The following is a 26,429-nucleotide window of genomic DNA, read 5'->3' as shown; positions in this document are numbered from 1 at the left end:
GCAGCTACAACCGAATGCACCTTGCCGCGCTCCAAGGGTTCGTAGTGCTCGCCGCAGCAATCGGCCACGGACCCGCCCGCAACCGCTGCTCCTACGAACCGGCCGCCGGGCCGACATCAGGCCCACCACCAGCAACGATCAGCCGAGCGGTGTTCGTCGACAACGTCACGACCGACAACGGCCAGCCATCAGCTCCCTGTCGGGTGGGCGCTCGGGGTGAGCGCTGCTCGCATCTGCATGAACCGGAACAGCCCCGGCCGCCCCGAGACCTCTTCGTACGCACGGACCCAGTCGTCGACGAACCGTGGCCGGTCGTCGGGGTCCAGTCGGTGCGTCCAGGCGTCGGCGCCGGCGGCGCACCACTGCGCGAATGCGTCCCGGCTCTCGAAGTCCCATGTGGCGTCGTGGATCGCCAGTTCGGTCACGCGCAGGCCTGCGGCGGCCGCGAGTTCCGGGTAGTCGTCGGGGTCGACGTGGACGAACGGTGGCGCGAATCCGGCGAACCGGTCCACCCATCGGGGTGTGCCCGCGACCTCCATCGCGACGGTCTCGAGACTCTCGCGGTCGCCCGCGCACACCATCTGGACGAGGATCCGCGCGCCCGGGTGCGCGGCGCCGGCGATCGATTCGAGTGCCTGCTGCTGTTCGGGGACCCAGTGCAGCGCGTTGAACGACACCACGACGTCGAACTGATCCCGGAACGGCAGTCGGCGTGCGTCCGCGACCGTGAACCGGACCCGGGGATCCGTCTCGCCGGACGCGGCCTTCTCGATCATCCGCGGCGACGCGTCGACGCCGACCGCGTACCCGTCGGTGAGTCGGTCCGCGAGTATGCGGGTGACGAAGCCGTCCCCGCAGCCGACGTCGAGCACGTGATCGTGCGGATCCAGGTGAAGTCCGTCGAGCGCGCGGGCCGCCATCGTCCGCTGCAGTTCGCTCGCCTGTGCGTACTGTTCGCCATCCCAATCAGGCATCGTCGCCGCCGTTTCCGAGGTGCGCGGGGTGTGGGATCAGCGTAGGCCGCGGAAGCGTGTGATGTGACCCCGATCACGATGGACGGGTGAGATGTGCCGAAGCCCACAAAAGTGCACTCGCCTGCAACATTGCAGAGCTCTGCAACTTCGGTACTTTCGAAGGAGTGAGTGAAGCAATCGGTCTGCGGGACCGGAAGAAAGCGGCGACACGCATCGCGCTCAGCGAGGCCGCCGCGCGTCTCGCGCGTGAACGCGGCATCGAACTCGTCACCGCCGACATGATCGCCTCCGCGGCCGGGGTGTCCACCCGCACATTCCACAACTACTTCTCCTGCAAGGAGGAGGCCGTTCTGCACCACCTCGAGGCCTCGGTCTACGAGTGGGCGGACTGGCTGCGGGAGCGGCCCGAAGCCGAGCCGATCCTCGATTCTCTCGAGTGCGTCGTGATCCGGGCGGTCACCGATCCGGCCCACGACATCGAGGAGATGCAGGCGCTCGCCGAACTCATCGACGCCAGCCCCACCCTGCTGGCGAAGAAACTCGAGATGCACGTGCGGATCACCCCCGTGCTCGCGGACGTCATCGCCGAGCGCACCGGGACCGACGGTGCCACCGATCTGTATCCCAACCTGCTGCACATGGTCGTCGGTGCCGCCTGCAAGGCGTCGATGGACCTGTGGATGAGCGGCCGAACCGCGGCCGCGAACCCCGAAGAAGTGGTTCGCCAGGCATTCGATCAACTGCGGCACGGCCTCGCCCTGCCCGTCCGCTAGTTCCCACCCGATCAAGAAGGAGCCACCATGGCCACCTACCTCTATCGGATCGGCAGATTCGCCTACCGGCGAAAAGGCACGGTCCTGTCCATCTGGCTGGCCATCCTGGTTCTGATGGGTGTCGGAGCCGCGACGCTGTCGGGCCCGACCAACGACTCGTTCTCCATTCCCGGAACTCCCGCGCAGAAGGCGCAGGACCTGATGGCCGAGCGATTCCCCGCGTCGGCCAAGGACCCGTTCAGCTCCATCTCCGCCCGGTACGTCTTCGCGGCTCCGGACGGCGAGACCCTCGACAGCGCGGAGAACCAGGCCGCGATGGACGCGACCCTGTCCCGGATCCGCGGCATCGAACTCGTCGACCCGGCCGCGAAGGTCGATCCCGCAACCGCTTCCCCCGAAGCCTCGCAGGGTGCGCTGGTCAACCCGGTGGTCGCCGACGCCGGTCTGACCGCGATGGTGACGGCTCAGGCCGAACAGACCGGCAAACCCCTCGACGTCGCGCTCGCCGATGCCGCGGCACTGTCCCCACTGAGCCCGGACAAGGCGGTGGGCTACGTCGAGGTCCCCTTCAGTGGCACCTTCGAGAACGTCGACACCGCACTGACCGACCAGATCGACGCTGCAGCCCAGGTCGCGCGTGACGCCGGGCTGACGGTCAAGGTCAGCGGCAGCGCTGCGCAGGTCCCCGAGATGCCGGGTGGATCCGCCGAGCTGATCGGCCTGGCCGTCGCCGCCGTGGTCCTGCTGCTCACGTTCGGTTCCCTCGTCGCCGCCGGACTGCCGCTGATCTCCGCGATCATCGGTGTCGGCGTCGGCAGCCTCGCGATCACCGTCGCGACCGGCTTCACCGAGCTCGGGTCGATGACCCCGACGTTGGCGGTGATGATCGGTCTCGCCGTCGCCATCGACTACTCGCTGTTCATCGTCTCCCGCTTCCGGCACGAGGTCAGCGTCAGCGGCAACCGCGAGGAGGCTGCGGGCCGTGCGGTCGGCACCGCCGGTTCGGCGGTGGTGTTCGCCGGCCTGACGGTGATCATCGCGCTCGTCGCACTCCGTGTCGTCGGCATCAAGTTCCTCAGCGACATGGGCATGGCGGCGGCGTTCGCGGTGTTCGTCGCGGTGCTCGTCGCGCTCACCTTCCTGCCGGCCTTCCTGGGCCTGCTGGGCCGCAAGGCGTTCGCCGGCAAGGTTCCGTTCGTCAAGGCTCCGGATCCGGAGGCCGAGGACGCGGTTCCCGGCCCGGCCGCCCGCTATGCGGGCTGGGTCGCCCGCAAGCCTGCGATCCCGCTGATCGCCGGCATCGTGGTCCTCGCGGCGCTGGCGCTGCCGGCCGCCGGACTCAAGCTCGCCCTGCCCTCCGAGAGCACCGGTGACCCCGCCACCAGTTCGCGGCAGGCTTACGACCTGGTGTCCGAGGCGTTCGGCCCGGGCAGGAACTCACCGCTGCTCGTGGTCGTCGATGCCAAGGACGCCACGGTCCCGGCACCGGAGGCGTTCGGCGAGGTCGTCCGGACCATCTCGGCGCAGGACGACGTCGTCAACGCCCAGATCGTGGCGATGAACCCGGACGGGGACACCGCGCAGATCATGGTCACCCCGGGAAGCTCGCCGACGGACCAGAAGACCATCGACCTGATGCAGTCCATCCGTGACGGCGAGGGCGCCCTGCACGACCAGATCGGCGTCAACTACGGCGTCACCGGCCAGACCGCGCTCGAGAGCGACATCTCCGACCGCCTGCTCGACGCGCTGGTGCCGTACCTGATCATCGTGGTCGGGCTCGCGTTCATCCTGCTGATGCTCGTGTTCCGCTCGATCCTGGTGCCGCTGACCGCGGCCCTGGGCTTCCTGCTCAGCGTCGCCGCCACGTTCGGCGCCACCGTCGCGATCTTCCAGGAGGGCTGGGGTGGGCTGATCGCGAACCCGCAGCCGCTGGTCAGCTTCATGCCGATCTTCCTCATCGGCGTGGTGTTCGGTCTCGCGATGGACTACCAGGTGTTCCTGGTGACCCGGATGCGGGAGGAGTACGTGCACGGCGCCTCGGCCAAGAAGGCCATGACCATCGGCTTCAACCACGGAGCCCGTGTCGTGACCGCCGCGGCGCTGATCATGATCTCGGTGTTCGGGGCGTTCATGCTCGAACCCAACGCGTTCATCAAGTCGATCGGCTTCGCGCTCGCCGCGGCGGTGCTCTTCGACGCTTTCCTCGTCCGCATGGTGATCATCCCCGCGGTGATGGCTCTGCTCGGCGACAAGGCGTGGTGGCTGCCGAAGTGGCTGGACAAGATCCTGCCGAACGTCGACATCGAGGGCGAGAAGTTGGCCCGTGCCCTTCCGCCCGAGGGACGCGAGCGCGAGGGCGCGACCGTCTCCTGACCACCCTTCGTGACAGTTTCGTGAACAGGGAGGGATCGGTCCCGGCAGTCCGGCCCGATCCCTCCTTTTTCGCCTTTCGGATTGGTAACCTTCGCGAACCATGCTGATCAGACTTCTCGGCACCTACCTGGGGCCATACAAGCGCGACCTTGCCGGCGTCGTATTCCTACAACTCGTCGCCACCGGCGCAGCGCTGTATCTGCCCAGCGTCAATGCCGACCTGATCGACAACGGTGTGGCCGCCGGCGATACCGGCTACATCATGACCGCGGGCGCGAAGATGCTGCTCGTGACGCTCGTGCAGATCGTCTGCTCCATCGGGTCGGTGTACTTCGGTGCCCGCGCCGCGATGGGCTTCGGTCGAGACGTGCGCAGTGCGGTCGTGAGCCGCGCCCGGTCCTTCTCGTCCCGCGAGTTCGGGCGGTTCGGGGCGCCGTCGCTCATCACCCGCAGCACCAACGACGTGCAGCAGGTGCAGATGATGGTGGTGCTCAGCGCGACCATCCTCGTGATGGCCCCGATCATGTGCGTCGGCGGCATCATCATGGCGGTCCGTCAGGACGCCGGCCTGTCGTGGATTCTCGCGGTGAGCGTGCCGCTCCTGGCCCTCGTGATGATCGTGATGATCTCGAAGATGGTGCCCGCGTTCCGCACCATGCAGACGCGGATCGACGCCGTGAACCGCGTACTGCGCGAACAGATCACCGGCATCCGCGTGGTCCGCGCCTTCGTGCGTGAGCGGTCCGAGGCGGAGCGGTTCGACGAGGCCAACTCGGCCCTGACGAACACCGCGTTGAAGGTCGGCCGCTTGGGCGCGTTGATGATTCCGCTCGTGATGATGATCGCGAACCTCACCAGTGTCGCCGTCATCTGGTTCGGTGGACACGAGATCGACAACGGCTCCATGGGCATCGGCTCGCTGACGGCGATGCTCAGCTACATCATGCAGATCCTCATGGCGGTCATGATGGCGTCGATGATCGCGATGCTCGCCCCCCGCGCCGCGGTGTGTGCCGAGCGCATCACCGAGGTCCTCGACACCGAGCCGTCGGTGCTTCCGCCCACCGCCCCCGTGACGGTGATGGACCAGCCCGCGCTCGTCGAACTGCGCGACGCCGAGTTCAAGTACCCGGGCGCAGAGGAGCCGGTCCTGCGCGGCATCAGCTTCACCGCCGAGCCCGGCAAGACCACCGCCATCATCGGCGGCACCGGTTCCGGAAAGACCACGCTGCTGGGCCTGATTCCGCGTCTGATCGACGTCACCTCCGGTGTGGTCACCGTGTCGGGCACCGACGTCCGCGACCTCGATCCGGAGTTGCTGCGCGCGCAGATCGGCCTGGTGCCGCAGAAGGCGTTCCTGTTCTCCGGCACCGTCGCGACCAACCTGCGCTACGGCAAGCCCGACGCCACCGACGAGGAACTGTGGCGGGCACTCGAGATCGCGCAGGCGGCCGACTTCGTCCGTGCGATGCCCGAGGGGCTCGACACACCGATCTCGCAGGGCGGCACCACCGTCTCCGGTGGGCAGCGGCAGCGTCTCGCGATCGCCCGCGCGCTCGTGCGCCGCCCCGCGGTGTACCTGTTCGACGATTCGTTCTCGGCGCTCGACCTGAGCACCGACGCCCGGCTGCGCGCGGCGATGCGGCCCGAAACCGAGGATGCCTGCGTGATCATCGTGGCCCAGCGCGTGTCGACGATCATCGACGCCGACCAGATCGTCGTCCTCGAGGAGGGCGCGACGGTCGGTATCGGGACACACGAGCAACTGCTCGAGACCTGCTCGACGTACGTCGAGATCGTCGAGTCCCAGCGTTCCGTGCAGGAGGCGCTGTGAGCACCGCGACCCAGTCCTCGCCCCCCATCCCCGGCGCGGCCGGGGCCCCGGCCGCGAAGGCGGAGAACTTCGGCGCGTCCATGAAGCGACTGCTGGGGCGGCTGCGGTCGCACCGGATCGCGGTCACGGTCGTGCTCGTCCTCGCTGCCGCCAGCGTCGTGCTGTCCGTGATCGGCCCCCGCCTGATGGGCCACGCCACCAACATCATCTTCGACGGTGTGATCGGCAGGCAGCTGCCGGAGGGGCTGACCAAGGACCAGGCCGTGGAGGGGCTCCGTGCAGCGGGGGAGAACCAGTTCGCCGACATGGTCTCGGGCATGAACGTGGTGCCCGGAGTCGGTATCGACTTCACCGCCGTCGGTCAGGTGCTCGCGCTCGTGCTGGCGCTGTACCTGGGGTCGGCGTTCGTGTCGTGGCTCGCCGCGTACCTGCTCAACATCATCGTGCAGGGCGTCGTGCGGGACCTGCGTAACGAGGTCGAACGGAAGATCAACCGACTTCCGTTGCGCTACTTCGACACTTCGTCGCGTGGCGATCTGCTCAGCCGCGTCACCAACGACATCGACAACGTCTCGCAGAGCCTGCAGCAGACGCTCAGCCAGCTGGTGACCGCGACACTCAGCGTCATCGGCATCCTGGCCATGATGATCGTCATCTCGCCGCTGCTGGCGCTCATCGCGGTGCTCACGGTGCCGCTGTCCGCGATCGTCGCGGCCAAGATCGCGAAGCGGTCCAAGCCGCACTTCGGTGCGGTGTGGAAGACCACCGGCGAGCTCAACGGTCAGGTCGAGGAGGCCCTCACCGGCCACGAACTGGTCACCGCCTACGGCCGTGGCCGTGAGGTTCAGGCACAGTTCCAGGAGAAGAACGAGCAGCTGTACCAGTCCGGGTTCAAGGCACAGTTCATCTCCGGCATGGTGATGCCGGCGATCATGTTCCTCGGCAACCTCAACTACGTCGCGATCGCCGTGATCGGTGGCATGCGAGTCGCATCGGGCACGATGAGCCTCGGTGACGTGCAGGCGTTCATCCAGTACTCCCGCCAGTTCACACAGCCGCTCACCCAGATCGGTGCCATGGTGAACCTGCTGCAGTCGGGCATCGCGTCCGCCGAGCGCGTGTTCGCGGTCCTCGACGAGGAGGAGGAGTCGAAGGATCCGGATCCCGCGCTCACCCCGACCGAGGCCCGTGGGCGTGTGCAGTTCGAGGACGTCCGATTCGGGTACGACGCCGAAACCCCGCTCATCGAGGATCTCTCGCTCACCGCGGAGCCCGGTCAGATGGTCGCGATCGTCGGCCCCACCGGCGCCGGCAAGACCACGCTGGTGAACCTGATCATGCGGTTCTACGAGCTGGACGGTGGCCGTATCACTCTCGACGGCGTCGACATCTCGCAGATGACCCGCGACGATCTGCGCTCGCGGATCGGCATGGTCTTGCAGGACACCTGGCTGTTCGGCGGCACCATCCGCGACAACATCGCGTACGGCCACCCGAACGCCACCGACGAGCAGGTCCGCGAGGCCGCCCGGATGAGCTACGTCGACCGCTTCGTGCACATGCTGCCCGACGGCTACGACACGATCATCGACGAAGAGGGCAGCAATGTCAGCGCCGGCGAGAAGCAGCTGATCACGATCGCACGAGCATTCATCGCCCAGCCGTCGATCCTGATCCTCGACGAGGCCACCAGTTCGGTCGACACCCGCACCGAACTGCTCGTCCAGCAGGCCACCGCGGTGCTGCGCAGCGACCGGACCAGCTTCGTGATCGCGCACCGGCTGTCGACGATCCGCGACGCCGACCTGATCGTCGTCATGGAGGACGGCCACATCGTGGAGCAGGGCAACCACGACGAGCTGCTGGAGCGGCGCGGCGCCTACTACACGCTGTACAACAGCCAGTTCGTGGGAGCGGTGGACTGACATGACCATGAAGCCGCTGGACCTGTTCGGGATCGACGCCCTCCTCTCGGAGGAGGAGCGGGACATCCAGGCGACGGTCCGGCGGCTCGTGGATCAACGACTCCGGCCGCAGCTGCCGGAGTGGTTCGAGTCCGGCACGCTGCCGCGCGAGGTCGCCCGTGACCTCGGCGGGCTCGGGCTGTTCGGTATGTACCTGCAGGGTTACGGGTGCGCCGGCACCAACGCGGTCAGCTACGGGCTCGCGTGCCTCGAGCTCGAGGCCGGCGACAGCGGGCTGCGCAGCTTCGTCTCGGTGCAGGGCTCGCTGTCGATGTTCTCCATCCACCGCTACGGCTCGGAAGAACAGAAGCAGGAGTGGCTTCCTCGCCTCGCGACGGGGGAGGCGCTCGGCTGCTTCGGCCTCACCGAACCCGATTTCGGCTCCAACCCGGCGGGCATGCGGACCCGTGCCCGCCGGGACGGTTCCGACTGGGTCCTCGACGGCACCAAGATGTGGATCACCAACGGCAGCCTCGCCGACGTCGCGACCGTGTGGGCGCAGACCGACGACGGGGTCCGCGGATTCCTCGTCCCCACGGACACACCGGGATTCACCGCCAACAACGTGCACGGCAAACTGTCGATGCGGGCGTCGGTGACGTCCGAACTGGTGCTGGACGGCGTCCGCCTGCCTGCGTCGGCGCAGCTACCGGGCGCGCACAGCCTCGGCGCCCCGCTCTCGTGCCTCAACGAGGCCCGGTTCGGCATCGTGTTCGGCGCTCTCGGTGCGGCCCGGGACAGCCTGGAGACCGCGATCGCCTACGCCGGGACGCGTGAGGTGTTCGACCGTCCGCTCGCCGGCTATCAGCTCACGCAGGAGAAGCTGGCCGACATGACCCTCGAACTCGGCAAGGGCATGCTGTTGGCGATCCAGTTGGGGCGCATGAAGGATCGCGGCGAGATCACGCCCGACCAGATCAGTGTCGGCAAGCTCAACAACGTCCGCGAGGCCATCGCGATCGCCCGCGAGTGCCGCACCATTCTCGGCGCCAACGGCATCACGCTCGAGTACTCGCCGCTGCGGCACGCCAACAATCTCGAGTCGGTGCTCACCTACGAGGGCACCAGCGAGATGCACCTGCTGTCGATCGGTCGGGCGCTCACCGGGCACGCCGCTTTCCGCTGAGACTCGTCGTTAGGCTGGACCGCGGAGTGGATGTCTACCAGGGGAGCCCATCATGGCCGTTGCCACCGCCGATCACGTCACCCGCGATCAGTTGCTCGACTTCATCCGTCCGCGCCATCGCAGTGTGCTCATCACGCGCAAAAGATCGGGCGGACTGCAGATTTCGCCCGTGGCGTCGGGCCTCGACGCGGACGGGAGAATGGTCATCTCGACGTACCCGCAGCGGGCCAAGGCCACCAACCTGCGTCGGGATCCCCACGTGAGCGTGTGCGTGCTGTCCGACGAGTTCAACGGCGCCTACGTGCAGATCGACGGCACCGCCGAGGTCCTCGATATGCCCGATGCCCTCGAACCGCTGGTCGAGTACTTCCGATGCATTTCAGGGGAACATCCCGACTGGGACGAGTACCGCGAGGCGATGCGCAAGCAGGACAAGAGTCTCATCCGGATCACCATCGAGGAGTGGGGCCCCATCGCGACGGGTGGTTTTCCTCCGAACCTGGCGCGCGACTAGACGTGTCGCCCGGCCCGCACGCCGGGCCGGGCGACACGTCTCAGATCATCGCGCGGTGGATGCCCTGGGGCTCGCCGCCGAGTTCGGTCAGCGCGGAGGCGTAGAAGATCGACCCGGGCACGTGGATCGCGTGCACAAGGCCGGCGTGGGCGTCCCGCCAGAACCGCTGCATCGGCGTCTTCATCTGCAGTGCACCGCCGCCGGCGCGGGCGAAGACCTCGTCCACGGCGCGCACGGCCCGCCACGCCGCCGCGGTCTGGGTGCGTCGGCCGACGGCGCGCTCCTCGAAGCTGACGGTCTCGCCGCGCTCGGTCATGTCCCAGAACCGGTCCACCGTCGAGAGGATCGCGGCTCGGGACGCGGCGATCTCCGCGGCCGCCTCGCTGATCGCGAACAGCACGTGCGGATCCTCCTTGGCGGCGGTGCCCGCGACCGTGATCCGGGTGCGCTGCGCCGCCATGTGGCAGGCCAGCGCGCCCTCGGCCATGCCGATCAGTGAGGACGTGATGCCGAGCGGGAAGATGCACGAGAACGGGAAGTTGTACAGCGTCTCGTTGCGTCCGGCCTCCTTCGGTGCGGTGCCGTCGAACACCTTCGACGCGTCCAGCGTGCGATGTGTCGGGATGAACGCGTCCTTCACGATGAGGTCTTTGCTGCCGGTACCGCGCAGGCCGACGACGTCCCAGCTGTCGTGGTCGATCTCGTAGTCGCTGCGGGGCAGCAGCACGTGCAGAATCTGCGGCGGCATCAGCCGGCTGCCGTCCTGGTCGCCGACGGCCGCGCCGATCATGACCCACTGGCAGTGGTCGGTGCCCGACGAGAACGACCAGCGCCCGTTGAGGATGTAGCCGCCGTCGGTCGGCACCGCGACGCCCATCGGTGCGTACGGCGACGCCATCCAGGTGTCGGGATCCTTGCCCCACACCTCGTCCTGAGCCTCGGGATCGAAGAACGCCAGCTCCCACGAGTGCACGCCGACGATGCCGCCGACCCAGCCCGTGGCGCCGTCCATGGCGCCGATCGCCATCGCGGTCTCGGCGAACTCCCGGGGGTGCGCCTCGAGGCCGCCGTGGCCCTTGGGCTGCAGCATCCGGATGACGCCGGCCTCCTTCAGGCGCTTGGCGTTGGCGTCGGTCAGGCGCATCAGCTTGTCGCCCTCGACGCCGTCCGCGCGGATTTCGTCCGCGTACTGCTCGATCCGATCCAGGACGTGTCCCATGTGGCTTTCCCTCGTCTCTACTTGCGGCGATCCGATCCGAACGTCCCAATATTAGAACGTGTTCACGCAAGAAGGATGCGCGTTTCGGAAAGAGATCGAGAGTCAAGTGCCGAGGTGCACGGGGTTTACGTCCGGCGGATAGGGGATTGGCGAGGGGGTCAAAGTAGAACACGTGTCAGAATGAGGGTGAGTGCCTTCGCGAGTCACATCTTCCCGTAACGCGCCAGGACGAAGCAGTACGCGCCGTAGGCGACGACACCGAGCCCGGCCGCGACGAGGAGCACCTGACCGAAGGGGGCCGTGCCCAGTGTCTTGACGGCGCCGTCCAGTCCGCTCGCCTTGGAAGGATCGGTCGTGAACGTCGCGACGACGACCAGGATGCCCGCGCCGCCGATCGCCAGGCCCTTCGCGATGTAGCCCACGACACCGAGGGGCGTCGCCACTCGGGGCAGGTCGCCCCGGTGCAGGTCGTCGAGAAACTTCTTCCTGGCGCCCTTGTAGACGTGGTAGGCGCCGATGCCGATGATCGCCAGACCCACGACGACGAGAACCGCCTTGCCGCCGACGGATTGCATCAACCGAGCACTCACGCTCATGTTCTGTTCGGTGCTCGACTTTCCGCCACCGCGCGCGAACTGGAACGCAGTGAAGGCCAGCGCGAGATAGGCCACGGCGACACCCGCGGTCTTCACCCGGTCCAAGGTGGACGGCTCCTCGACGTCGGAGCGCTTCCCGACGAAGGCCTCCACCACCCGCCACGCCGCGAGCGCGGCGAGGGTCACGGCCGCCACCCACAGAGTGATTCGACCGCCGGGCTGCGAGGCCAGAGCCGTCAGGGCGCCCGACTGATCGGCGGTCCCCGCATCGCCGAAAGCCAACCTGATGACGATGTAGCCGATCAGGAGGTGCACGAGCCCGCTCGCCGCCTGGCCGACGCGGGCGATCTTCTCGAAGGCGGGATGCTGCGCTGAACTCGCGGTTCCCGCCGCAGTGCGTGGTGTCACGCGCAGGCCTCCGTTCTCGCGGTGATCCTCGACTCGAAAAAGCGTATCGCCGCCCCGCGGTGCCTGCCGGGGACGACCGGAACACACTTCACGTGGGTGTGGGTGGTGGGATTGCTCCCTGGGGTGGGTTGCTCCGTTCGGTGTCCCGGCGCAGGCTCGAACCATGAGCGAATCACTTGTAGCCAAGGAAGCCGATCGCGTACTCAAGGCGAAACACCGGGCGGTGTGGGCGTCGGGCGACTACCCGGCCGTCGCGGCGGACGTCATCCCCGACCTGGGAGCGGTCCTGACCCGGGCGTCGGGCGTCCACGACGGGCAGCGGGTGCTCGACGTCGGGGCCGGCACGGGGAACGCCGCGATCCCGGCGGCCCTCGCCGGTGCCGAGGTCATCGCGTCGGATCTCACTCCCGAGCTGTTCGACCGCGGCCGGGAACTCGCGGCCAAGCGCGGTGCCCGACTCGAGTGGCGGGAGGCGGACGCGGAGGCCCTGCCGTTCGCCGACGACGACTTCGACGTCGTGCTGTCGTGCGTGGGCGTGATGTTCGCGCCGCACCACCAGACCAGCGCCGACGAGATGGTCCGGGTGTGCAGACCGGGCGGCACCATCGGGCTGCTCAGCTGGACACCGGACGGTTTCATCGGCCGGATGTTCGCCGCGATGAAGCCGTACGCGCCGCCGCCTCCGCCCGGTGCGCAGCCGCCGCCGCGGTGGGGCGACGAAACTCACGTGCGGGACCTGCTCGGGGATCGGGTCACCGACGTCGTCGCGCACCGGGACACCGTCCGCGTCGACCACTTCGACCGTCCCGAGGCGTTCCGCGACTACTTCAAGGCCAACTACGGACCGACGATTGCGGTGTACAAGGCCATCGCCGACGATCCGGACAAGGTCGCGGCGCTCGATCGTGACCTCGCCGACCTGGCCCGACAGTTCGACGTCGGTGACGGCTCGTTCGCGATGGACTGGGAGTACCTGCTGCTCACCGCGGTCGAGCGCGCGTAACTCGCCCCCGCAGCTGTGACACTATGGCCAGGTGAGTGATGTTGTGCCGACCCCGCCCGAGCCGTTCTTCACGGTGGGCACCCGCCTGCCCGACAAGCTGGGCCGCACCGGCACCATCCACACCCCGCACGGCGACATCCGGACCCCGGCGTTCATCGCGGTAGGTACCAAGGCCACCGTCAAGGCCGTGCTACCCGAGGCCATCAAGGATCTCGGTGCGCAGGCGGTGCTCGCCAACGCCTACCACCTGTACCTGCAGCCGGGGCCCGACATCGTCGACGAGGCCGGCGGGCTCGGGAAGTTCATGAACTGGGACGGCCCCACGTTCACCGACAGCGGCGGCTTCCAGGTGATGTCCCTGGGCGTCGGGTTCAAGAAGGTGCTGGCGATGGAGGCTGTCGGTGTGCAGTCCGACGACGTCATCGCGGCCGGCAAGGAGCGTCTGGCGCACGTCGACGACGACGGGGTGACGTTCAAGTCGCACCTGGACGGCTCGGCGCATCGGTTCACCCCCGAGGTGTCGATGCAGATCCAGCACCAGCTGGGCGCCGACATCATGTTCGCGTTCGACGAGCTGACGACGCTGCTGAACACCCGCGGCTACCAGGAACAGTCCGTCGAGCGTACGCAGGCGTGGGCGGTGCGGTGCATCGCCGAGCACGAGAAGCTCACCGCGGAGCGCGCGCACCGGCCCTACCAGGCGCTGTTCGGTGTGGTGCAGGGCGCGCAGTACGAGGACCTGCGCCGTCAGGCGGCCCGCGGGCTCGAATCGATCACCGGCGTGAGCGGCCGCGGGTTCGACGGCTACGGCATCGGCGGCGCGCTCGAGAAGCAGAATCTCGGCACCATCGTGCGCTGGGTCAACGAGGAGCTGCCCGAGCACAAGCCGCGGCACATGCTCGGCATCAGCGAGCCCGACGACATGTTCGTCGCGATCGAGAACGGCGCCGACACGTTCGACTGCGTCAACCCGTCCCGCGTCGCCCGCAACGCCGCGATCTACCACTCTGACGGCCGCTTCAACATCAACACGGCGCGGTTCCGTCGGGACTTCACTCCGATCGACGACGAGTGCGACTGCTACACGTGCGCCAACTACACCCGCGCATACATCCACCACCTGTTCAAGGCGAAGGAGATGCTGGCCTCGACGCTCTGCACCATCCACAACGAGCGGTTCACCGTGCGTCTGGTGGACCGGATCCGGGAGAGCATCGAGGGCGGCTACTTCGAGGAGTACAAGCGCGAGATGTTGGGCCGGTTCTACGGCAGCAAGCCGTCCTCCACCGGCGCGTAGGTCGGTTCGCGCTTCTTCACGAACGCGATCACCCGGTACGTCACGGGCATCACGACGATCTCGACGAGGGTCTTCCACACGAAGCCGACGATCACGTAGTTGATGAAGTCGTCCCACGTGGAGATGCCGATCGCGCCCGCCGCGATGGAGCAGAAGATGACGGTGTCGGCGAACTCGCCGACGACCGTCGAGCCGATCAGCCGGGCCCACAGGTGCTTCTCCCGGGTGCGTTCCTTGATCAGCACGAGGACCGCGGAGTTGAGCAACTGGCCGACCAGGTAGCCGGCGAGTCCGGCGATCAGCAGTCGCGGCACCACGCCGACGACGGCGTCGAATGCGGCCTGGTTCTCGTAGAAGTCGGCCGGCGGTAGCTGCTGGGTGATCCAGAAGCTCAGCGCCGCCAGCAGCAGGGCGCCGAAGCCCATGTAGATCGCGCGGCGGGTGGCCTTGAAGCCGTACACCTCGCTGAGGACGTCGCCGAGGACGTACGCGAGCGGGAACAGGAAGAAGCCGCCGTCGGTGATGATCGGCAGGACCTGGAACGGGCCGAACGTGACGTCCTGATCGACGAAGAACGCGACCCCCTTGGTCGCGCAGATATTGGAGATCAACAGAGTCATCGTGAACAACGCCACGATGGTGGCGTAGTAACCGCGGCTGACGTGCGCGAATGCCGCTGGTTCGGAAACGGTGGATCGGGACTGCACTGGCTCTGTCACCGCGCCATCCAAACATTAGGTGCGGTGTGACGGCGATCCGCACCCCGTGTCCGCCCGTTTTGCGCACTTACCGCTGCCGCCCGGGTCGGGCGACAGCGGTAAGTGCGGTGCGCGTGGAGCTACCGGGCTACGGGGCCACCGGGCCACGGACTGTGACGCGGTACGCGTACGTGGAGGCGATGATCGTGACGGGGACGGTCACGAGGAGGCCGACCAGGCACAGCAGTGCGCCCAGGACGTTCAGGAAGAACAGCGTGATCGCCAGCAGCAGCACCGGGCCCCAGTTCGACGAGATCGCCCGGAAGCTGGACTTGATCGCGGTGATCGCGTCCTGCTCCTGATCGATGACGAACTCGAGCGTCCACCACGACAGGAACGCGAGGATCAGGCCGGGAATGACCAGCAGGACCAGACCGAGGCTGGTCATCAGGCCGACGAGGAAGCTCGCGATGATGATCGCGCCGATGTTCTTGAACTCGAAGAACGATCCGAACGCCGGGGGACGGCCGTCGACCTCGTGCAGCGCGCCGCGGATGAGGGCGGCCGAGATCAGGTAGCCGACGATCGCGGTGACGATGTTGCCGATGATCTGCCACACGCTGAACGACGACGACGCCAGGTCGCTGAAGTTGTCGAACTCACGATCGCCACCGAAACTGAACGGCAGCGACACGAGGATCGAGATCACGAACGCGACGACCAGGATCCCGATCCACACGCCGGGATTGGCCTTGAACTTGTTCCAGCCGTACGAGAGCGCCGCACCGACACTCACTTCGCTGGGCGGCGGTCCCGCCGGGCGCTGTCCGTAGCCGGAGTCGAACGCCGGGGGCGGCGGGGGATAGCTGCCGGGCGGCGGCGGATACCCACCGCCGGGACCGGGCGGTGGCGGGTAGCCGCCCTGGGGCGGCGGGTAGTTCCCGGGCGGCGGTGGGTAGCCACCGCCGGGACCCGGCGGGGGCGGGTAGCTGCCGGGAGGAGGCGGGTAGCTGCCGGGCGGCGGGGGAGGCGTGGCACCGGGCGGGGGCGGGTAGTTCCCCGGAGGCGGCGGCGTGCCACCCTGCTGCGGCTCGTTGTTGCCGCCCTCCGGGTTCTGATTCGGGTCCTGTCCACCACTGGTCATGTGTGCACCTGGTTCTCGTCGTCGGGGTACTGCTCACGGCGAAGATGAATTTTCTCGTCCGTGACCCTACGTCGCGAGTGGTCGGTTTGGGTGGTGCGTCGGCGGAGATTCACATGCCGTAAACCCAGGGATCGAGCGGAAGGGACTTCGGATCCCACCGATCGAGAAGCTGTTGCAGGGTCACCGACTCATCGTCGTCGGCCATTCCCAACGACCGGGCGAGCATGCCGAGCACGTCCTGCGGGGTGTGCCCGAGGGCCGCCTGGTCGGCGAGGGTGACGGCGCCGTCCCGCTTGGCCAGCCGCTTTCCCTCCGCGTTCAGCGCCAGCGGCACGTGGGCGTACTCGGGTGTCGGCAGGCCCAACAGACCCGCGAGGTACGCCTGGCGCGGCGCCGACGACAGCAGGTCGTCGCCGCGCACCACCTGGTCGATGCCTTGTGCGGCGTCGTCGACCACGACCGCGAGGTTGTAGGCCGGGATGCCGTCGCCGCGCCGCAGGACGAGGTCGTCGACCGTCCCGGTGTAGGGGCCGCGGAGGACGTCCTGCACCGTGAACGATTCGGTGCCCGCCCGCAGCCGCAGCGCGGGCGGTCGTCCGGTCGCCCGCCGCTCGTCGCGTTCGGCCGCGCCCAGCTCGCGGCAGGTTCCCGGGTAGGCGCCGGCGGGCGCGTGCGGCGCCGAGGCTGCCTTCAGGATCTCCTTGCGCGTGCAGAAACACTCGTAGGTGAGTCCGGCGCGCTGCAGTCGAGCGATCGCGGCGTCGTACAGCGGCAGGCGGGAGGACTGGTGGACGACGGTGCCGTCCCAGTCCAGGCCCAGCGCCGCGAGATCGGCGAGTTGGCGTTCCTCGGCACCGGGCCGCACCCGGTCCAGGTCCTCGACCCGGACGAGGAAGCGCCGCTCCGACGCCCGAGCGAACAGCCAGGACAGCACCGCGGTGCGCAGGTTGCCCAGATGCAGGTCGCCGGAGGGGGAGGGGGCGAATCGTCCCGCATGTGCTGATCCGTCGACCTCGTTCGGCATTGCTGCAGCTTATCGAGGTGGGTGGGGCCGTTCGGGACGCGGTCCGGGGCCACCGGGATCCGTAGCCAAGCGCGGACGGAAGGCGTAGCGTCCACAGTGCTGAGCTTGTGCCGGTTGCCGCCTGCCAATCAGATGTCGAGCAGACCGCGACCGGTCACGCTTCGACGAGGAGTGCGCCTCGATTGCGGGGCCCGCGGTCAGGAGGAGCGGTGGCAACCGTCGCGTCGAAACCTGTTGCCGTCAGGCCGTATCCGGCCAGGTTCGCCCGCAAGGGTTCGATCATCTATCGCGTGATCACCACGACGGACCCCAAGGTGCTCGGGATCATGTACCTGATCACGTCGTTCGCGTTCTTCATGTTCGGTGGGCTGCTGGCACTGCTGATGCGTGCCGAGCTCGCCGTGCCGGGACTGCAGTTCCTGTCGAACGAGCAGTACAACCAGCTGTTCACGATGCACGGCACGATCATGCTGTTGCTGTACGCGACACCGATCGTGTTCGGGTTCGCGAACTACATTCTGCCGCTGCAGATCGGTGCGCCCGACGTCGCGTTCCCGCGGCTCAACGCGTTCAGTTACTGGGCGTACCTGTTCGGCGGGATCATCGCGTCGGCCGGGTTCATCACCCCCGGCGGCGCGGCCGATTTCGGCTGGACCGCCTACACGCCGCTGAGCGATGTCCTCCATTCGCCGGGGCTGGGCGGCAACCTGTGGATCATGGGCCTGGCCCTCAGCGGCCTGGGCACGATCCTCGGTGCGGTCAACATGATCACCACGGTGATCTGTCTGCGTGCCCCCGGCATGACGATGTTCCGGATGCCGATCTTCACGTGGAACATCTTCATCACCAGCATCCTCATCCTGGTGGCGTTCCCGATCCTCACCTCGGCACTGATGGGACTGTTCGCCGATCGCGTCGTGGGAGCCAACGTCTACGACCCCGGGACCGGCGGAGTTCTGTTGTGGCAGCATCTGTTCTGGTTCTTCGGCCACCCCGAGGTGTACATCGTGGCGCTGCCGTTCTTCGGCATCGTCTCGGAGATCTTCCCGGTGTTCTCCCGTAAACCGATCTTCGGATACACGGGCCTGGTGTACGCGACGATCGCGATCTCGGCGCTGTCGATCGCGGTGTGGGCGCACCACATGTACGCCACGGGAGCTGTTCTGCTGCCGTTCTTCTCGTTCATGACGTTCCTCATCGCGGTGCCGACGGGCGTGAAGTTCTTCAACTGGATCGGCACGATGTGGCGGGGGCAGTTGACGTTCGAGACGCCGATGCTGTTCTCGCTCGGGTTCCTCGTCACGTTCCTCTTCGGTGGGTTGTCCGGTGTGCTGCTGGCCAGCCCGCCGATCGACTTCCACGTCACCGACACGTACTTCGTGGTCGCGCACTTCCACTACGTGCTGTTCGGCACCATCGTGTTCGCGACCTACGCGGGCATCTACTTCTGGTTCCCGAAGATGACCGGACGTTTCCTCGACGAGCGGCTCGGGAAGTGGCACTTCTGGTTGACGTTCATCGGTTTCCACTCCACGTTCCTCGTGCAGCACTGGCTCGGTGCCGAGGGCATGCCGCGCCGGTACGCCGATTATCTGCCGTCCGACGGCTTCACGGTGCTGAACTCCGTGTCGACGGTCGGCTCGTTCATCCTGGGTGCATCGACCCTGCCGTTCCTGTGGAACGTCTTCAAGAGTTTCCGGTACGGCACCGTCGTCACGGCCGACGACCCGTGGGGCTACGGCAACTCCCTGGAGTGGGCCACGACGTGCCCGCCGCCGCGGCACAACTTCACCGAACTGCCCCGGATCCGTTCGGAGCGACCCGCATTCGAGTTGCATTACCCGCACATGGTGGAACGGCTCCGGGCCGAGGCGCACGTGGGTCCGGGCAGTGCCGGGCGTGCGGTCACGGCGGTGATCGAGAGCAGCGACCGGGAGGCGGACTCCGATCGCGAGCCGCCGCCGGAGGAGGAACGGCACGGCCCCGGCCGGCACCGCGACGACGCATGACGCCGCGGTGCCGGACGGTGCGTTCAGGCCCTGCGCCCCAGGGTCGCGAGGGTGCGGGTCTGCCGATCCGCGTCGGCGGACACCTCGACGGCCGGGCCGCACACGCCGTCCATCCGGAGCGATTCGCCGAGTTGCGCGACGACGGCGTCCACCATGTCGAGGTCCCGCGCCGGAATCGTCGCGTCCAACCCTGCCGCGCGGGCGATGTCCCAGCCGTGGACGACGAGGTCGAAGCAGTAGAAGGTGCGGATCGTCGAGGCCAGATCGGTGCGCCCGAAATGACCGTCGTACTCGAGCGCCGCTTTCGCGGGATCGTCGAGGATCGCCTGAACCGCGTCCCGGGTGTGCTGCCAGGCGCCGACGGGATCGGTGGTGGCGGAGGGGCCCGGCGGGACGGACAGTCCCACCACGCCCATCATCTGCGCCTGTGTCCCGACGACGTGGTCGACCACATCCCGGGCGGTCCAACCGTCGCACGGGGAGGGGCTGTCCCAGCGGTCGCCGGGCACCGCGTCGATCCGCTGGGTGAGTGCGGCGGCGAGACGCCGGTACAGGTCGGGTGTGGTTTCGGTGATTGTCATGCGGCAAATTCTCCGTTCTCGCGGACGGTGCGGTCTTGCACCGATCGGACATCGAGGACCGACGCCTCGCCGTGCCAGTCGGGGGCCTCGCCGGCGAGTAGACCGGTGGGCGTGAGCGACGCGATGCGCCGGCACTCGCGCGACAGGTGTGCCTGGTCGCTGTATCCGGATTCGGTCGCGAGCGTTGCCAGTCCCCGCCGACGATCGGCCCGGGCCAACGCCATGAACCGTTGCAGCCGGAGGATCGACCGCAGCGTCGACGGTCCGTATCCGAAGGCCGCGTTGCAGCGGCGGTGCAGTTGGCGGCTCGTCATCGACGACGCGTCCGCCAGCGCCTCCACACTCCACGAGTGGGTGGCGAGCGCGGACGTGATCCGGGCCGCGAGGGGGTCGGGCTCCGGCTGCGCCGCGAGCCATCGCCGACCGGCGTCCTGCAGGATCGTCAGCCGCTCGGTGGTCTCGCCCGCGTGCTCGAGTCGATCGACGAGCACGCGTTCGGATGCCGACCCGAGCACGTCTTCGAGCGAGACCCGGATGTCGCGGATGTGTGCGGCGGAGGTGCGCAGCACGTGTGGGGCCGTGCCCGGCCGGAATCGGATTCCGAACGACGTGCTGCCCGGCGGCAACGTGAACGACCACGCCGATGTCTCAGGCCCGCACACCCGGATGCCGACTCCGGCGATCCACAGCACGTCGATGCAGCCGTCCGGCACCAGCAGGTGTTGTCCCTCGGCGCGCGCGGACCATGCGCACACCAGCGCGTCGGCCAGGTCCGGTGCCACGGGCGCCGGTGTGTACCACCCCATGTCGCCCAGCCTAGGAGCGGCCACCGACATCCCGCGCCCGGAACGGGTCGGGCCGAACAACAGAAGAGGAGTTTCGGCATGAGAAGAGCCCTGCTGATCTCACTCGCCGCGGTGGCGGCGGGCGCGACGTTGGTCGGCTGCTCCGACAACGACGATTCCGGCCCGACACCCGGCACGACCCCGATGCCGACGACGGTGCCCGCGGCGGGCCCGACGCTGTCGACGGGCGAGTCGAGCATCGGTCAGATCGTGGTGAACGTCGACGACATGACCGTGTACGCGTACGACCGCGACGAGCCGGGCACCAACGCCAGCGCGTGCGACGCGGTCTGTCTGCAGATGTGGCCGCCCGTGACCAGCGATACCCCCAAACCCGAGGTGGTGGGCGTCGCCGGCGTCATCGGCACCATCCCCGGGCCGGAGGGCGGCAACCAGGTCACCGTCGACGGCATGCCGCTGTACCTGTTCGCGGGCGACCCGCGGCCCGGCTCGGTGGCCGGTCAGGGCATGGACAACCTGTGGTGGGCGCTCAACCCCGCGGGCGAGAAGATCACCGACGCGCCGGGTGGGTGAGCGTCACTCGCCGGGCGGAAGCGCCTGGCCGGCGCCGAACACCTCGACGTTCACCCGGGCGCCGACCGCCGGTGTGCGGGTGCTCGCCTGCCGGACCCGGATCTCGGTGCCGGCGTCGAGCGTGATGTCGAGCATCGACGGCGCGCCGAGGAACTCGGTGCGGGTCACCGTGCCGGCCCCGACCCGGGAGCTGTCCGTCGGCTCCGTCGCCACGATCTGCTCGGGCCGCAGCATGAGACGCGCAGGACCGTGGACGCCCTTGTCGCGCACCGGTATCCGTCCCAGGGCGCACGACGCGACACCGTCGGCGACCTCCGCGGGTAGCAGCACACACTCGCCCAGGAATCGGGCGGTGAAGTCGTCGACGGGGGAGTGGTAGAGCTGCTCGGGCGTGCCGACCTGGGTGAAGCGTCCGGTCCGCATCACCGCGACCTGGCCGGCGAAGGTCAGTGCCTCCTCTTGGTCGTGGGTGACGAGCAGGGTCGTCACGCCGGCCGCCCCGAGGGTGGCCGCCACCGATTTGCGGGTCGTCACGCGCAGGCCGGCGTCGAGGGCGCTGAACGGCTCGTCGAGCAGCATCACCGCCGGATCGCGGGCCAGCGCCCGCGCCAGGGCGACACGCTGCTGCTGGCCACCGGACAGCTCGTGTGGGCGCCGTCGCCCGTACGACTCGTCCAGCGAGACCATCTCGAGCAGTTCGGCGACGCGACGACCGGATGCCCGGCGGTTCCCGAGCCGGGAGCCGGGGATCCCGTACGCGATGTTTCCGGCGACGGTCAGGTGAGGGAACAGCGCACCGTCCTGCGCGACGTATCCGACGCGTCGGCGGTGCGCGGGCACCATCTGCTCGCGGCCGGCGACGACGGAACCGCCGATCGACACCGTCCCGTCGTCGGGGCGCTCGAATCCGGCGATGATCCGGAGCAGGGTGGTCTTGCCGCAACCCGACGACCCGACGACCGCCGTGATCGAGCCGTGCTCCACGCCCAGGCTCACGCCGCGCAGCACGTCCGTCGGTCCGAACGACTTCGACACCTGGTCGATCACGATTTCGCTCATGCGCCGGCCGCCTTCCGGGATTGACTGAACAACAGGTAGGTCATCGGCAACGCGAGGGCGATCATCAGCAGCGCGTACGGCGCCGCGGCCGCGTAGTCGAGTTCGCTGGTGAGCGACCAGAATCGGGTTGACAGCGTGCGGGTGCCGTTGGGGGCCAGCAGCAGGGTCGCGGTCAGTTCGGTCGCGACCGCCATGAACACCAACGCGGCGCCGACTGCGGCGGACGGCGCGGTGAGCCGCAGTGTCACGCGCGTGAACGTCTGCCACGGCGGCTTGCCGAGGGTCGCCGACGCCTCCTCCAGCCCCACCGGTACCTGTGCGAGACCGGCGCGCAGCGACACGAGCGCGCGCGGCAGGAACATCAGCACGTACGCGACGATCACCATGATCGTGGTCTGGTACAGCGGATTCGCGTACCGGATGGTGACGGTGATCAGCGCCAGCGCGGTGACGATGCCCGGCAGCGAACTCGTCACGTAGTTGGTGCCTTCGACGATCTTGCTGAACACGCCGGGCCAGCGGATCGCCAGCCACGCGACGGGGAACGCGAGTGCCGTCGCGGCCAGTGCGCCGATCAGACCGAACGTGAGGGTCTGAGACAGCGCCGGCCACAGCGCCGCCGACTGCCACACCTCGCTGCCGCCGATCCGCAGCCACCGCACGATGGTCCACAGCGGGACGCCCAGCGCCAGGATCGTCAACGCGACGAGTGCCAGCGTCGCGGGCACGGCGCTCCACCGGAGTCGGACCCGGGGTGCGCTCCGCGGTGCGCCGGAGCCGATGCGTGCGTAGCGGGCGGATCCGCGGGCCGCGGCCTCCGAGACGAGCAGCACCAGACAGCACACCACCAGCACGCTGGCGAGCATGCTGCCGGCGACACCGTTGAACGTGGACTGGAACTGCTCGAGGATCGCGGTGGTGAACGTGTCGAACCGCAGCATCGCGAAGGCACCGTACTCGGCGAGCAGATGCAGTCCGATCAGCAGCGCCCCACCGAGAATGGGCAGCCGCAGCTGTGGCACGACCACCCGGAAGAACACTGCCCAGGGGCTGGACCCGAGCGCGCGGGCCGATTCTTCGACCGCGGGGTCGAGTCGGCGCAGCGTCGCAGCCACGGGCAGCGCGACCAGCGGAAAGTAGGAGAGGGAGGCGACGAGGACACCCGACCACAGACCGTGCAGCGACGGAATCACCGTCACCCACGCGTAGCTGTTGACGAAAGCAGGGACGGCCAGTGGGGCGGCGAGAACCGGACCCCACCAACGGAATCCGAACACCGTGGTGCGTTCGACGAGCCAGGCTGCGCCGACACCCAGCACGACACAGGTCGGGACGGTGACGACCACGAGGGAGACCGTGTTGACCAGTAGTTCGCCGACGCGGGGGCGGAAGATCAGGGCGGACGCCGTTTCCCACCCGGTCGAGATGGTGGTGGTGACGACGTACCCGAGGGGAATCAGGGTGACGGCCACGAGGGCCGCCACGATCAGAACGAGAACCAGCGGGGGGCGGGGCCGTGCCCGCCCCCCGATCCGGTCAGAGAAGTCCGGCATCCGTCATCAGCTGGGTTACCTTCTCGCTGTTGAGCTTCGAGGGATCCACGGCGGGTGCCTGCAGGTCGGCAAGCGGCACCAGCTTCGGGCTGGCGGCGACATCGCTGCCCACCGGGTACTCGAACGAGGTACCGGTCTGCAGGATCTCCTGGCCCGCCTTGCCGGTGATGTACTTCAGGAAGGCCTGCGCGGCGTCGGTGTTCTTGCTGGACTCCAGCACGCCGCCACCCGAGATGCTGACGAACGCGCCCGGATCCTCGTTCTTGAAGTAGTGCAACTCGGTGTTCTTGCTGTTTTCACCGGTCTTCGCCTGGTCGCCGAACCAGTAGTACTGGTAGATGATGCCGCCGTCGATCTCACCGGCGTTGACGGCCTTCATCACCGTGGAGTTGCCCTTGTAGGGAACCGAGTTCTCCTTCATCCCGGCCAGCCACTGCTTGGTGACGTCCTCGCCCTTCAGCTCGAGTAGGGCGCTGACGATGGCCTGGAAGTCGGCGCCGGACGGCGACGCGCCCCAGCGACCCTTCCACTCCGGGTTCTGCAGGTCGAGCAGCGACTTGGGCAGCTGATCGGCAGCGAGCTTGTCCTTGTTGTAGACGAACACCGTCGAGCGGGCGGCGATGCCGGTCCACTTGCCGGTGGACGGCCGGAACTGCGCAGGAACCTGCTCGACGGTGGCCGCGTCGATGTCGGCGAACTGTCCGGCGTTCTCGACGAGCGCCATCGCCGGTGAGTTCTCGGTGAGGAACACGTCCGCCGGCGACGCCGAACCCTCGGCGACGATCTGGTTGGCGAGCTCGGTGTCCTTGCCGTTGCGGAGGGTGACCTTGACGCCGGTCTCCGCGGTGAATCCGTCGACCCACTCCTGGGTGAGCGACTCGTGCTGCGCGTTGTAGACGGTGATCTCGCCGGACGGCGCGCCGGAGGCGGCGGTGTTCGAGCTGTTCGAGGTGCCCGAGTCCGAGTCGTTCGAGCATGCGGTGATTCCCACCAGTGTCGATGCGAGGAACGCCGCACCCACGATCCGCTTCCACGTTCTTGCCATGTCGAACCTCTCGTTGCTCTCACCGGCGCCTCCGATGAGGTATGGCTAAGCAACTTACACCGCAGGTGGTGGCAGTCACACCCGCCGCCGGCCGGCCGGGACGGAGCGCCCTGCATGCGGTCGTCGCCGTGGGGCGAGGGGTGGGGCGAGGTGATGAGAAAAGCCCCCGGCGACTGAGTCACCGGGGGCTTCCCGTGGCGGAGGATAGGGGATTTGAACCCCTGAGGGCGTTAACCCAACCCGCGTTCCAGGCGAGCGCCATAGGCCACTAGGCGAATCCTCCGTTGGGGAGCATACCGGTTCGAGGGGCCGGAATGCCAAACGGCCCCGGGAGGAGGGGTCCGTCACTACGCGATCGGTGGATCTGGTTACACTCGTAGACGGATCCCGCGCGGCGCGCATCCTGTGAACTCCCCCAGGGCCGGAAGGCAGCAAGGGTCAACGGGCTCTGCCGGGTGCGCGGGGTCCCCTATCTCTTCCCGTCCCCGACCGGTCGTGTCGGTGAAAGGCCGCCCAGATGCCTGTGCAAACCCAAATCGGGTTGATGAGCCATGAGGAACTTCGCGCCGAACTCGAGCGTCAGAACGCGAAGTACGAGCAGCTCAAGGCGGAGAAGCTGAAGCTCGACCTCACGCGCGGCAAGCCTGCACCGGAACAGCTGGACCTGTCGGAGCGTCTGCTCTCCCTGCCGGGTGACGGTGATTTTCGCGACGGTGACGGCACCGATTGCCGCAATTACGGCGGCCTGACGGGCCTGCCGCAGCTGCGTGCGATCTTCGGCGACCTGCTCGGCATCCCGACGGCGAACCTCATCGCCGGCAACAATGCGAGCCTCGAGATCATGCACGACACGATCGTGTTCTCGCTGCTGCACGGCACCCCCGATTCCCCGCGGCCGTGGTCGCAGGAGTCGGTGGTCAAGTTCCTGTGTCCCGCACCGGGTTACGACCGCCACTTCGCGATCACCGAGTCGTACGGCATCGAGATGATCGCGATCCCGATGCGCGACGACGGCCCCGATGTGGCGAAGGTCACCGAACTGGTGGCCGCCGACCCGCAGATCAAGGGCATCTGGTGCGTTCCCACGTACTCCAACCCGACCGGCACGGTGTACTCCGAGGACGTGGCCCGTGCGCTGGCGTCGATGCCGGCCGCGGCCCCCGACTTCCGCATCTACTGGGACAACGCGTACGCCGTGCACCCGCTGGTCGAGGAATGCGCCCCGGCGCTCGACATCCTCGGCATGGCGGCCGCTGCCGGTCACCCGAACCGTCCGCTCGTGTTCGCGTCCACGTCGAAGATCACCTTCGCCGGTGCGGGTGTGAGCTTCTTCGGTGGCTCCGACGCCAACCTGGCCTGGTACCAGCAGCACCTGGGCAGGAAGAGCATCGGCCCGGACAAGATCAACCAGCTGCGCCACCTGCGTTTCTTCGGCGATGCCGACGGCGTCCGCGCGCACATGGACAAGCACCGCGAGATCCTGGCCCCGAAGTTCGCGAAGGTCCTCGAGATTCTCGAGGACCGGTTGGGGGCGTCGAAGGTCGCGTCGTGGACCGAGCCCAAGGGCGGCTACTTCATCAGCCTCGACGTCGTCGACGGCACCGCGAAGCGGGTCATCGCGCTCGCGAAGGAGGCCGGCATCGCGCTCACCGCGGCCGGTTCCGCCTTCCCGTACAAGCAGGACCCCGAGGACAAGAACATCCGCCTGGCCCCGAGCTTCCCGTCGATGGACGAGCTCGCGAAGGCGATGGACGGGGTCGCGACCTGCGTTCTGCTGGCGGCCGCGGAGCACGCGCTCACCAAGCAGTAATCCCTCGAACACGACAGTGGCCGGGCACCTCCGATGGTGCCCG

The 26,429-nt window shown here is 68.1% G+C and carries 22 protein-coding genes, 1 tRNA gene and 1 other RNA gene; 12 read left to right on the top strand and 12 right to left on the bottom strand.

The window, feature by feature from the left end; all coding sequences use genetic code 11:
• Positions 1 to 188: 188 nt before the first annotated feature.
• The gene (locus AC1RIF_RS17395; RefSeq protein ID WP_492602606.1) at positions 189 to 974 is read right to left on the bottom strand and encodes a class I SAM-dependent methyltransferase; all 786 of its coding nucleotides are present in this window, start codon (positions 972 to 974) and stop codon (positions 189 to 191) included.
• A gap of 164 nt (positions 975 to 1,138) precedes the next feature.
• Between AC1RIF_RS17395 and AC1RIF_RS17390 the strand changes: the two genes are divergently transcribed.
• From AC1RIF_RS17390 to AC1RIF_RS17365, 6 genes are all read left to right on the top strand, one after another.
• Positions 1,139 to 1,747 (top strand): TetR/AcrR family transcriptional regulator, encoded by a 609-nt coding sequence (locus tag AC1RIF_RS17390; protein WP_492602605.1) that lies wholly within the window; start codon positions 1,139 to 1,141, stop codon positions 1,745 to 1,747.
• Between the two features lie 27 nt (positions 1,748 to 1,774).
• A complete protein-coding gene (locus tag AC1RIF_RS17385) occupies positions 1,775 to 4,123 on the top strand; it encodes an MMPL family transporter (protein ID WP_492602604.1) in 2,349 nt (782 codons plus the stop codon).
• Positions 4,124 to 4,223: 100 nt separating this feature from the next.
• Positions 4,224 to 5,957 (top strand): ABC transporter ATP-binding protein, encoded by a 1,734-nt coding sequence (locus AC1RIF_RS17380; protein WP_492602603.1) that lies wholly within the window; start codon positions 4,224 to 4,226, stop codon positions 5,955 to 5,957.
• A complete protein-coding gene (locus AC1RIF_RS17375; RefSeq protein WP_492602602.1) occupies positions 5,954 to 7,882 on the top strand; it encodes an ABC transporter ATP-binding protein in 1,929 nt (642 codons plus the stop codon). Before AC1RIF_RS17380 ends, AC1RIF_RS17375 begins: the two co-directional genes overlap by 4 nt.
• 1 nt (position 7,883) lies before the next feature.
• The gene (locus AC1RIF_RS17370) at positions 7,884 to 9,047 is read left to right on the top strand and encodes an acyl-CoA dehydrogenase family protein (protein ID WP_492602601.1); all 1,164 of its coding nucleotides are present in this window, start codon (positions 7,884 to 7,886) and stop codon (positions 9,045 to 9,047) included.
• Positions 9,048 to 9,099: 52 nt separating this feature from the next.
• Positions 9,100 to 9,561 carry a PPOX class F420-dependent oxidoreductase gene (locus AC1RIF_RS17365; RefSeq protein ID WP_492602600.1) on the top strand — a complete coding sequence of 154 codons (462 nt, stop codon included), beginning with the start codon at positions 9,100 to 9,102 and terminating at the stop codon, positions 9,559 to 9,561.
• Positions 9,562 to 9,601: 40 nt separating this feature from the next.
• Here the strand turns inward: AC1RIF_RS17365 and AC1RIF_RS17360 are convergent, their stop codons facing one another.
• Entirely contained in the window at positions 9,602 to 10,780 is a 1,179-nt protein-coding gene (locus AC1RIF_RS17360; RefSeq protein ID WP_492602599.1) for an acyl-CoA dehydrogenase family protein, read from the bottom strand.
• Positions 10,781 to 10,983: 203 nt separating this feature from the next.
• Positions 10,984 to 11,784, bottom strand: a complete 801-nt coding sequence (locus AC1RIF_RS17355; protein WP_492602598.1) for a DUF1206 domain-containing protein — start codon at positions 11,782 to 11,784, stop codon at positions 10,984 to 10,986.
• Positions 11,785 to 11,947: 163 nt separating this feature from the next.
• Between AC1RIF_RS17355 and AC1RIF_RS17350 the strand changes: the two genes are divergently transcribed.
• Entirely contained in the window at positions 11,948 to 12,787 is an 840-nt protein-coding gene (locus AC1RIF_RS17350) for a class I SAM-dependent methyltransferase (RefSeq protein WP_492602597.1), read from the top strand.
• Positions 12,788 to 12,818: 31 nt separating this feature from the next.
• On the top strand, positions 12,819 to 14,084 hold the full coding sequence (gene tgt, locus AC1RIF_RS17345; RefSeq protein ID WP_492602596.1) for a tRNA guanosine(34) transglycosylase Tgt: 1,266 nt from the start codon (positions 12,819 to 12,821) through the stop codon (positions 14,082 to 14,084).
• Here the strand turns inward: tgt and AC1RIF_RS17340 are convergent.
• From AC1RIF_RS17340 to gluQRS, 3 genes are all read right to left on the bottom strand, one after another.
• A complete protein-coding gene (locus tag AC1RIF_RS17340) occupies positions 14,051 to 14,803 on the bottom strand; it encodes a queuosine precursor transporter (protein WP_492602595.1) in 753 nt (250 codons plus the stop codon). The two genes, tgt and AC1RIF_RS17340, sit on opposite strands and share 34 nt — an antisense overlap.
• Positions 14,804 to 14,930: 127 nt before the next feature.
• A complete protein-coding gene (locus AC1RIF_RS17335; RefSeq protein ID WP_492602594.1) occupies positions 14,931 to 15,926 on the bottom strand; it encodes a DUF2189 domain-containing protein in 996 nt (331 codons plus the stop codon).
• A 109-nt stretch (positions 15,927 to 16,035) separates the two neighbouring features.
• Positions 16,036 to 16,950, bottom strand: a complete 915-nt coding sequence (gene gluQRS / locus AC1RIF_RS17330) for a tRNA glutamyl-Q(34) synthetase GluQRS (RefSeq protein WP_492602593.1) — start codon at positions 16,948 to 16,950, stop codon at positions 16,036 to 16,038.
• A gap of 209 nt (positions 16,951 to 17,159) precedes the next feature.
• Here gluQRS and ctaD point away from each other — a divergent pair, with 209 nt between their 5' ends.
• On the top strand, positions 17,160 to 18,959 hold the full coding sequence (gene ctaD, locus AC1RIF_RS17325) for an aa3-type cytochrome oxidase subunit I (protein WP_492602592.1): 1,800 nt from the start codon (positions 17,160 to 17,162) through the stop codon (positions 18,957 to 18,959).
• A 23-nt stretch (positions 18,960 to 18,982) separates the two neighbouring features.
• Here ctaD and AC1RIF_RS17320 read toward each other — a convergent pair whose 3' ends face one another.
• Entirely contained in the window at positions 18,983 to 19,540 is a 558-nt protein-coding gene (locus tag AC1RIF_RS17320; protein WP_492602591.1) for a TIGR03086 family metal-binding protein, read from the bottom strand.
• Positions 19,537 to 20,346, bottom strand: coding sequence for a helix-turn-helix domain-containing protein (locus AC1RIF_RS17315; RefSeq protein ID WP_492602590.1), 810 nt, complete (start codon positions 20,344 to 20,346; stop codon positions 19,537 to 19,539). The genes AC1RIF_RS17320 and AC1RIF_RS17315 overlap by 4 nt, the downstream gene beginning before the upstream one ends.
• A gap of 78 nt (positions 20,347 to 20,424) precedes the next feature.
• Here AC1RIF_RS17315 and AC1RIF_RS17310 point away from each other — a divergent pair, with 78 nt between their 5' ends.
• A complete protein-coding gene (locus AC1RIF_RS17310; protein ID WP_492602589.1) occupies positions 20,425 to 20,919 on the top strand; it encodes a COG4315 family predicted lipoprotein in 495 nt (164 codons plus the stop codon).
• A 3-nt stretch (positions 20,920 to 20,922) separates the two neighbouring features.
• Here AC1RIF_RS17310 and AC1RIF_RS17305 read toward each other — a convergent pair whose 3' ends face one another.
• The 4 genes from AC1RIF_RS17305 to AC1RIF_RS17290 form a co-directional block, all read right to left on the bottom strand.
• A complete protein-coding gene (locus AC1RIF_RS17305) occupies positions 20,923 to 21,978 on the bottom strand; it encodes an ABC transporter ATP-binding protein (protein WP_492602588.1) in 1,056 nt (351 codons plus the stop codon).
• Entirely contained in the window at positions 21,975 to 23,531 is a 1,557-nt protein-coding gene (locus AC1RIF_RS17300) for an ABC transporter permease (RefSeq protein WP_492602587.1), read from the bottom strand. Before AC1RIF_RS17300 ends, AC1RIF_RS17305 begins: the two co-directional genes overlap by 4 nt.
• Positions 23,515 to 24,576 carry an iron ABC transporter substrate-binding protein gene (locus AC1RIF_RS17295; RefSeq protein WP_492602586.1) on the bottom strand — a complete coding sequence of 354 codons (1,062 nt, stop codon included), beginning with the start codon at positions 24,574 to 24,576 and terminating at the stop codon, positions 23,515 to 23,517. The genes AC1RIF_RS17300 and AC1RIF_RS17295 overlap by 17 nt, the downstream gene beginning before the upstream one ends.
• A gap of 195 nt (positions 24,577 to 24,771) precedes the next feature.
• A tRNA-Ser gene (locus AC1RIF_RS17290) sits at positions 24,772 to 24,859 on the bottom strand.
• Between the two features lie 96 nt (positions 24,860 to 24,955).
• Between AC1RIF_RS17290 and ffs the strand changes: the two genes are divergently transcribed.
• Both ffs and AC1RIF_RS17280 read left to right on the top strand, forming a co-directional pair.
• Positions 24,956 to 25,050, top strand: an RNA gene (gene ffs / locus AC1RIF_RS17285) — signal recognition particle sRNA small type.
• A 43-nt stretch (positions 25,051 to 25,093) separates the two neighbouring features.
• Complete coding sequence (locus tag AC1RIF_RS17280) at positions 25,094 to 26,386, top strand: aspartate aminotransferase type Ic (RefSeq protein WP_492602585.1); 1,293 nt, start codon at positions 25,094 to 25,096, stop codon at positions 26,384 to 26,386.
• The last annotated feature ends 43 nt before the right edge of the window (positions 26,387 to 26,429 follow it).

This window comes from Prescottella sp. GW823-FHT02E09 (genome assembly GCF_058797375.1).
This window is presented reverse-complemented; position numbering and strand designations above follow the sequence as displayed.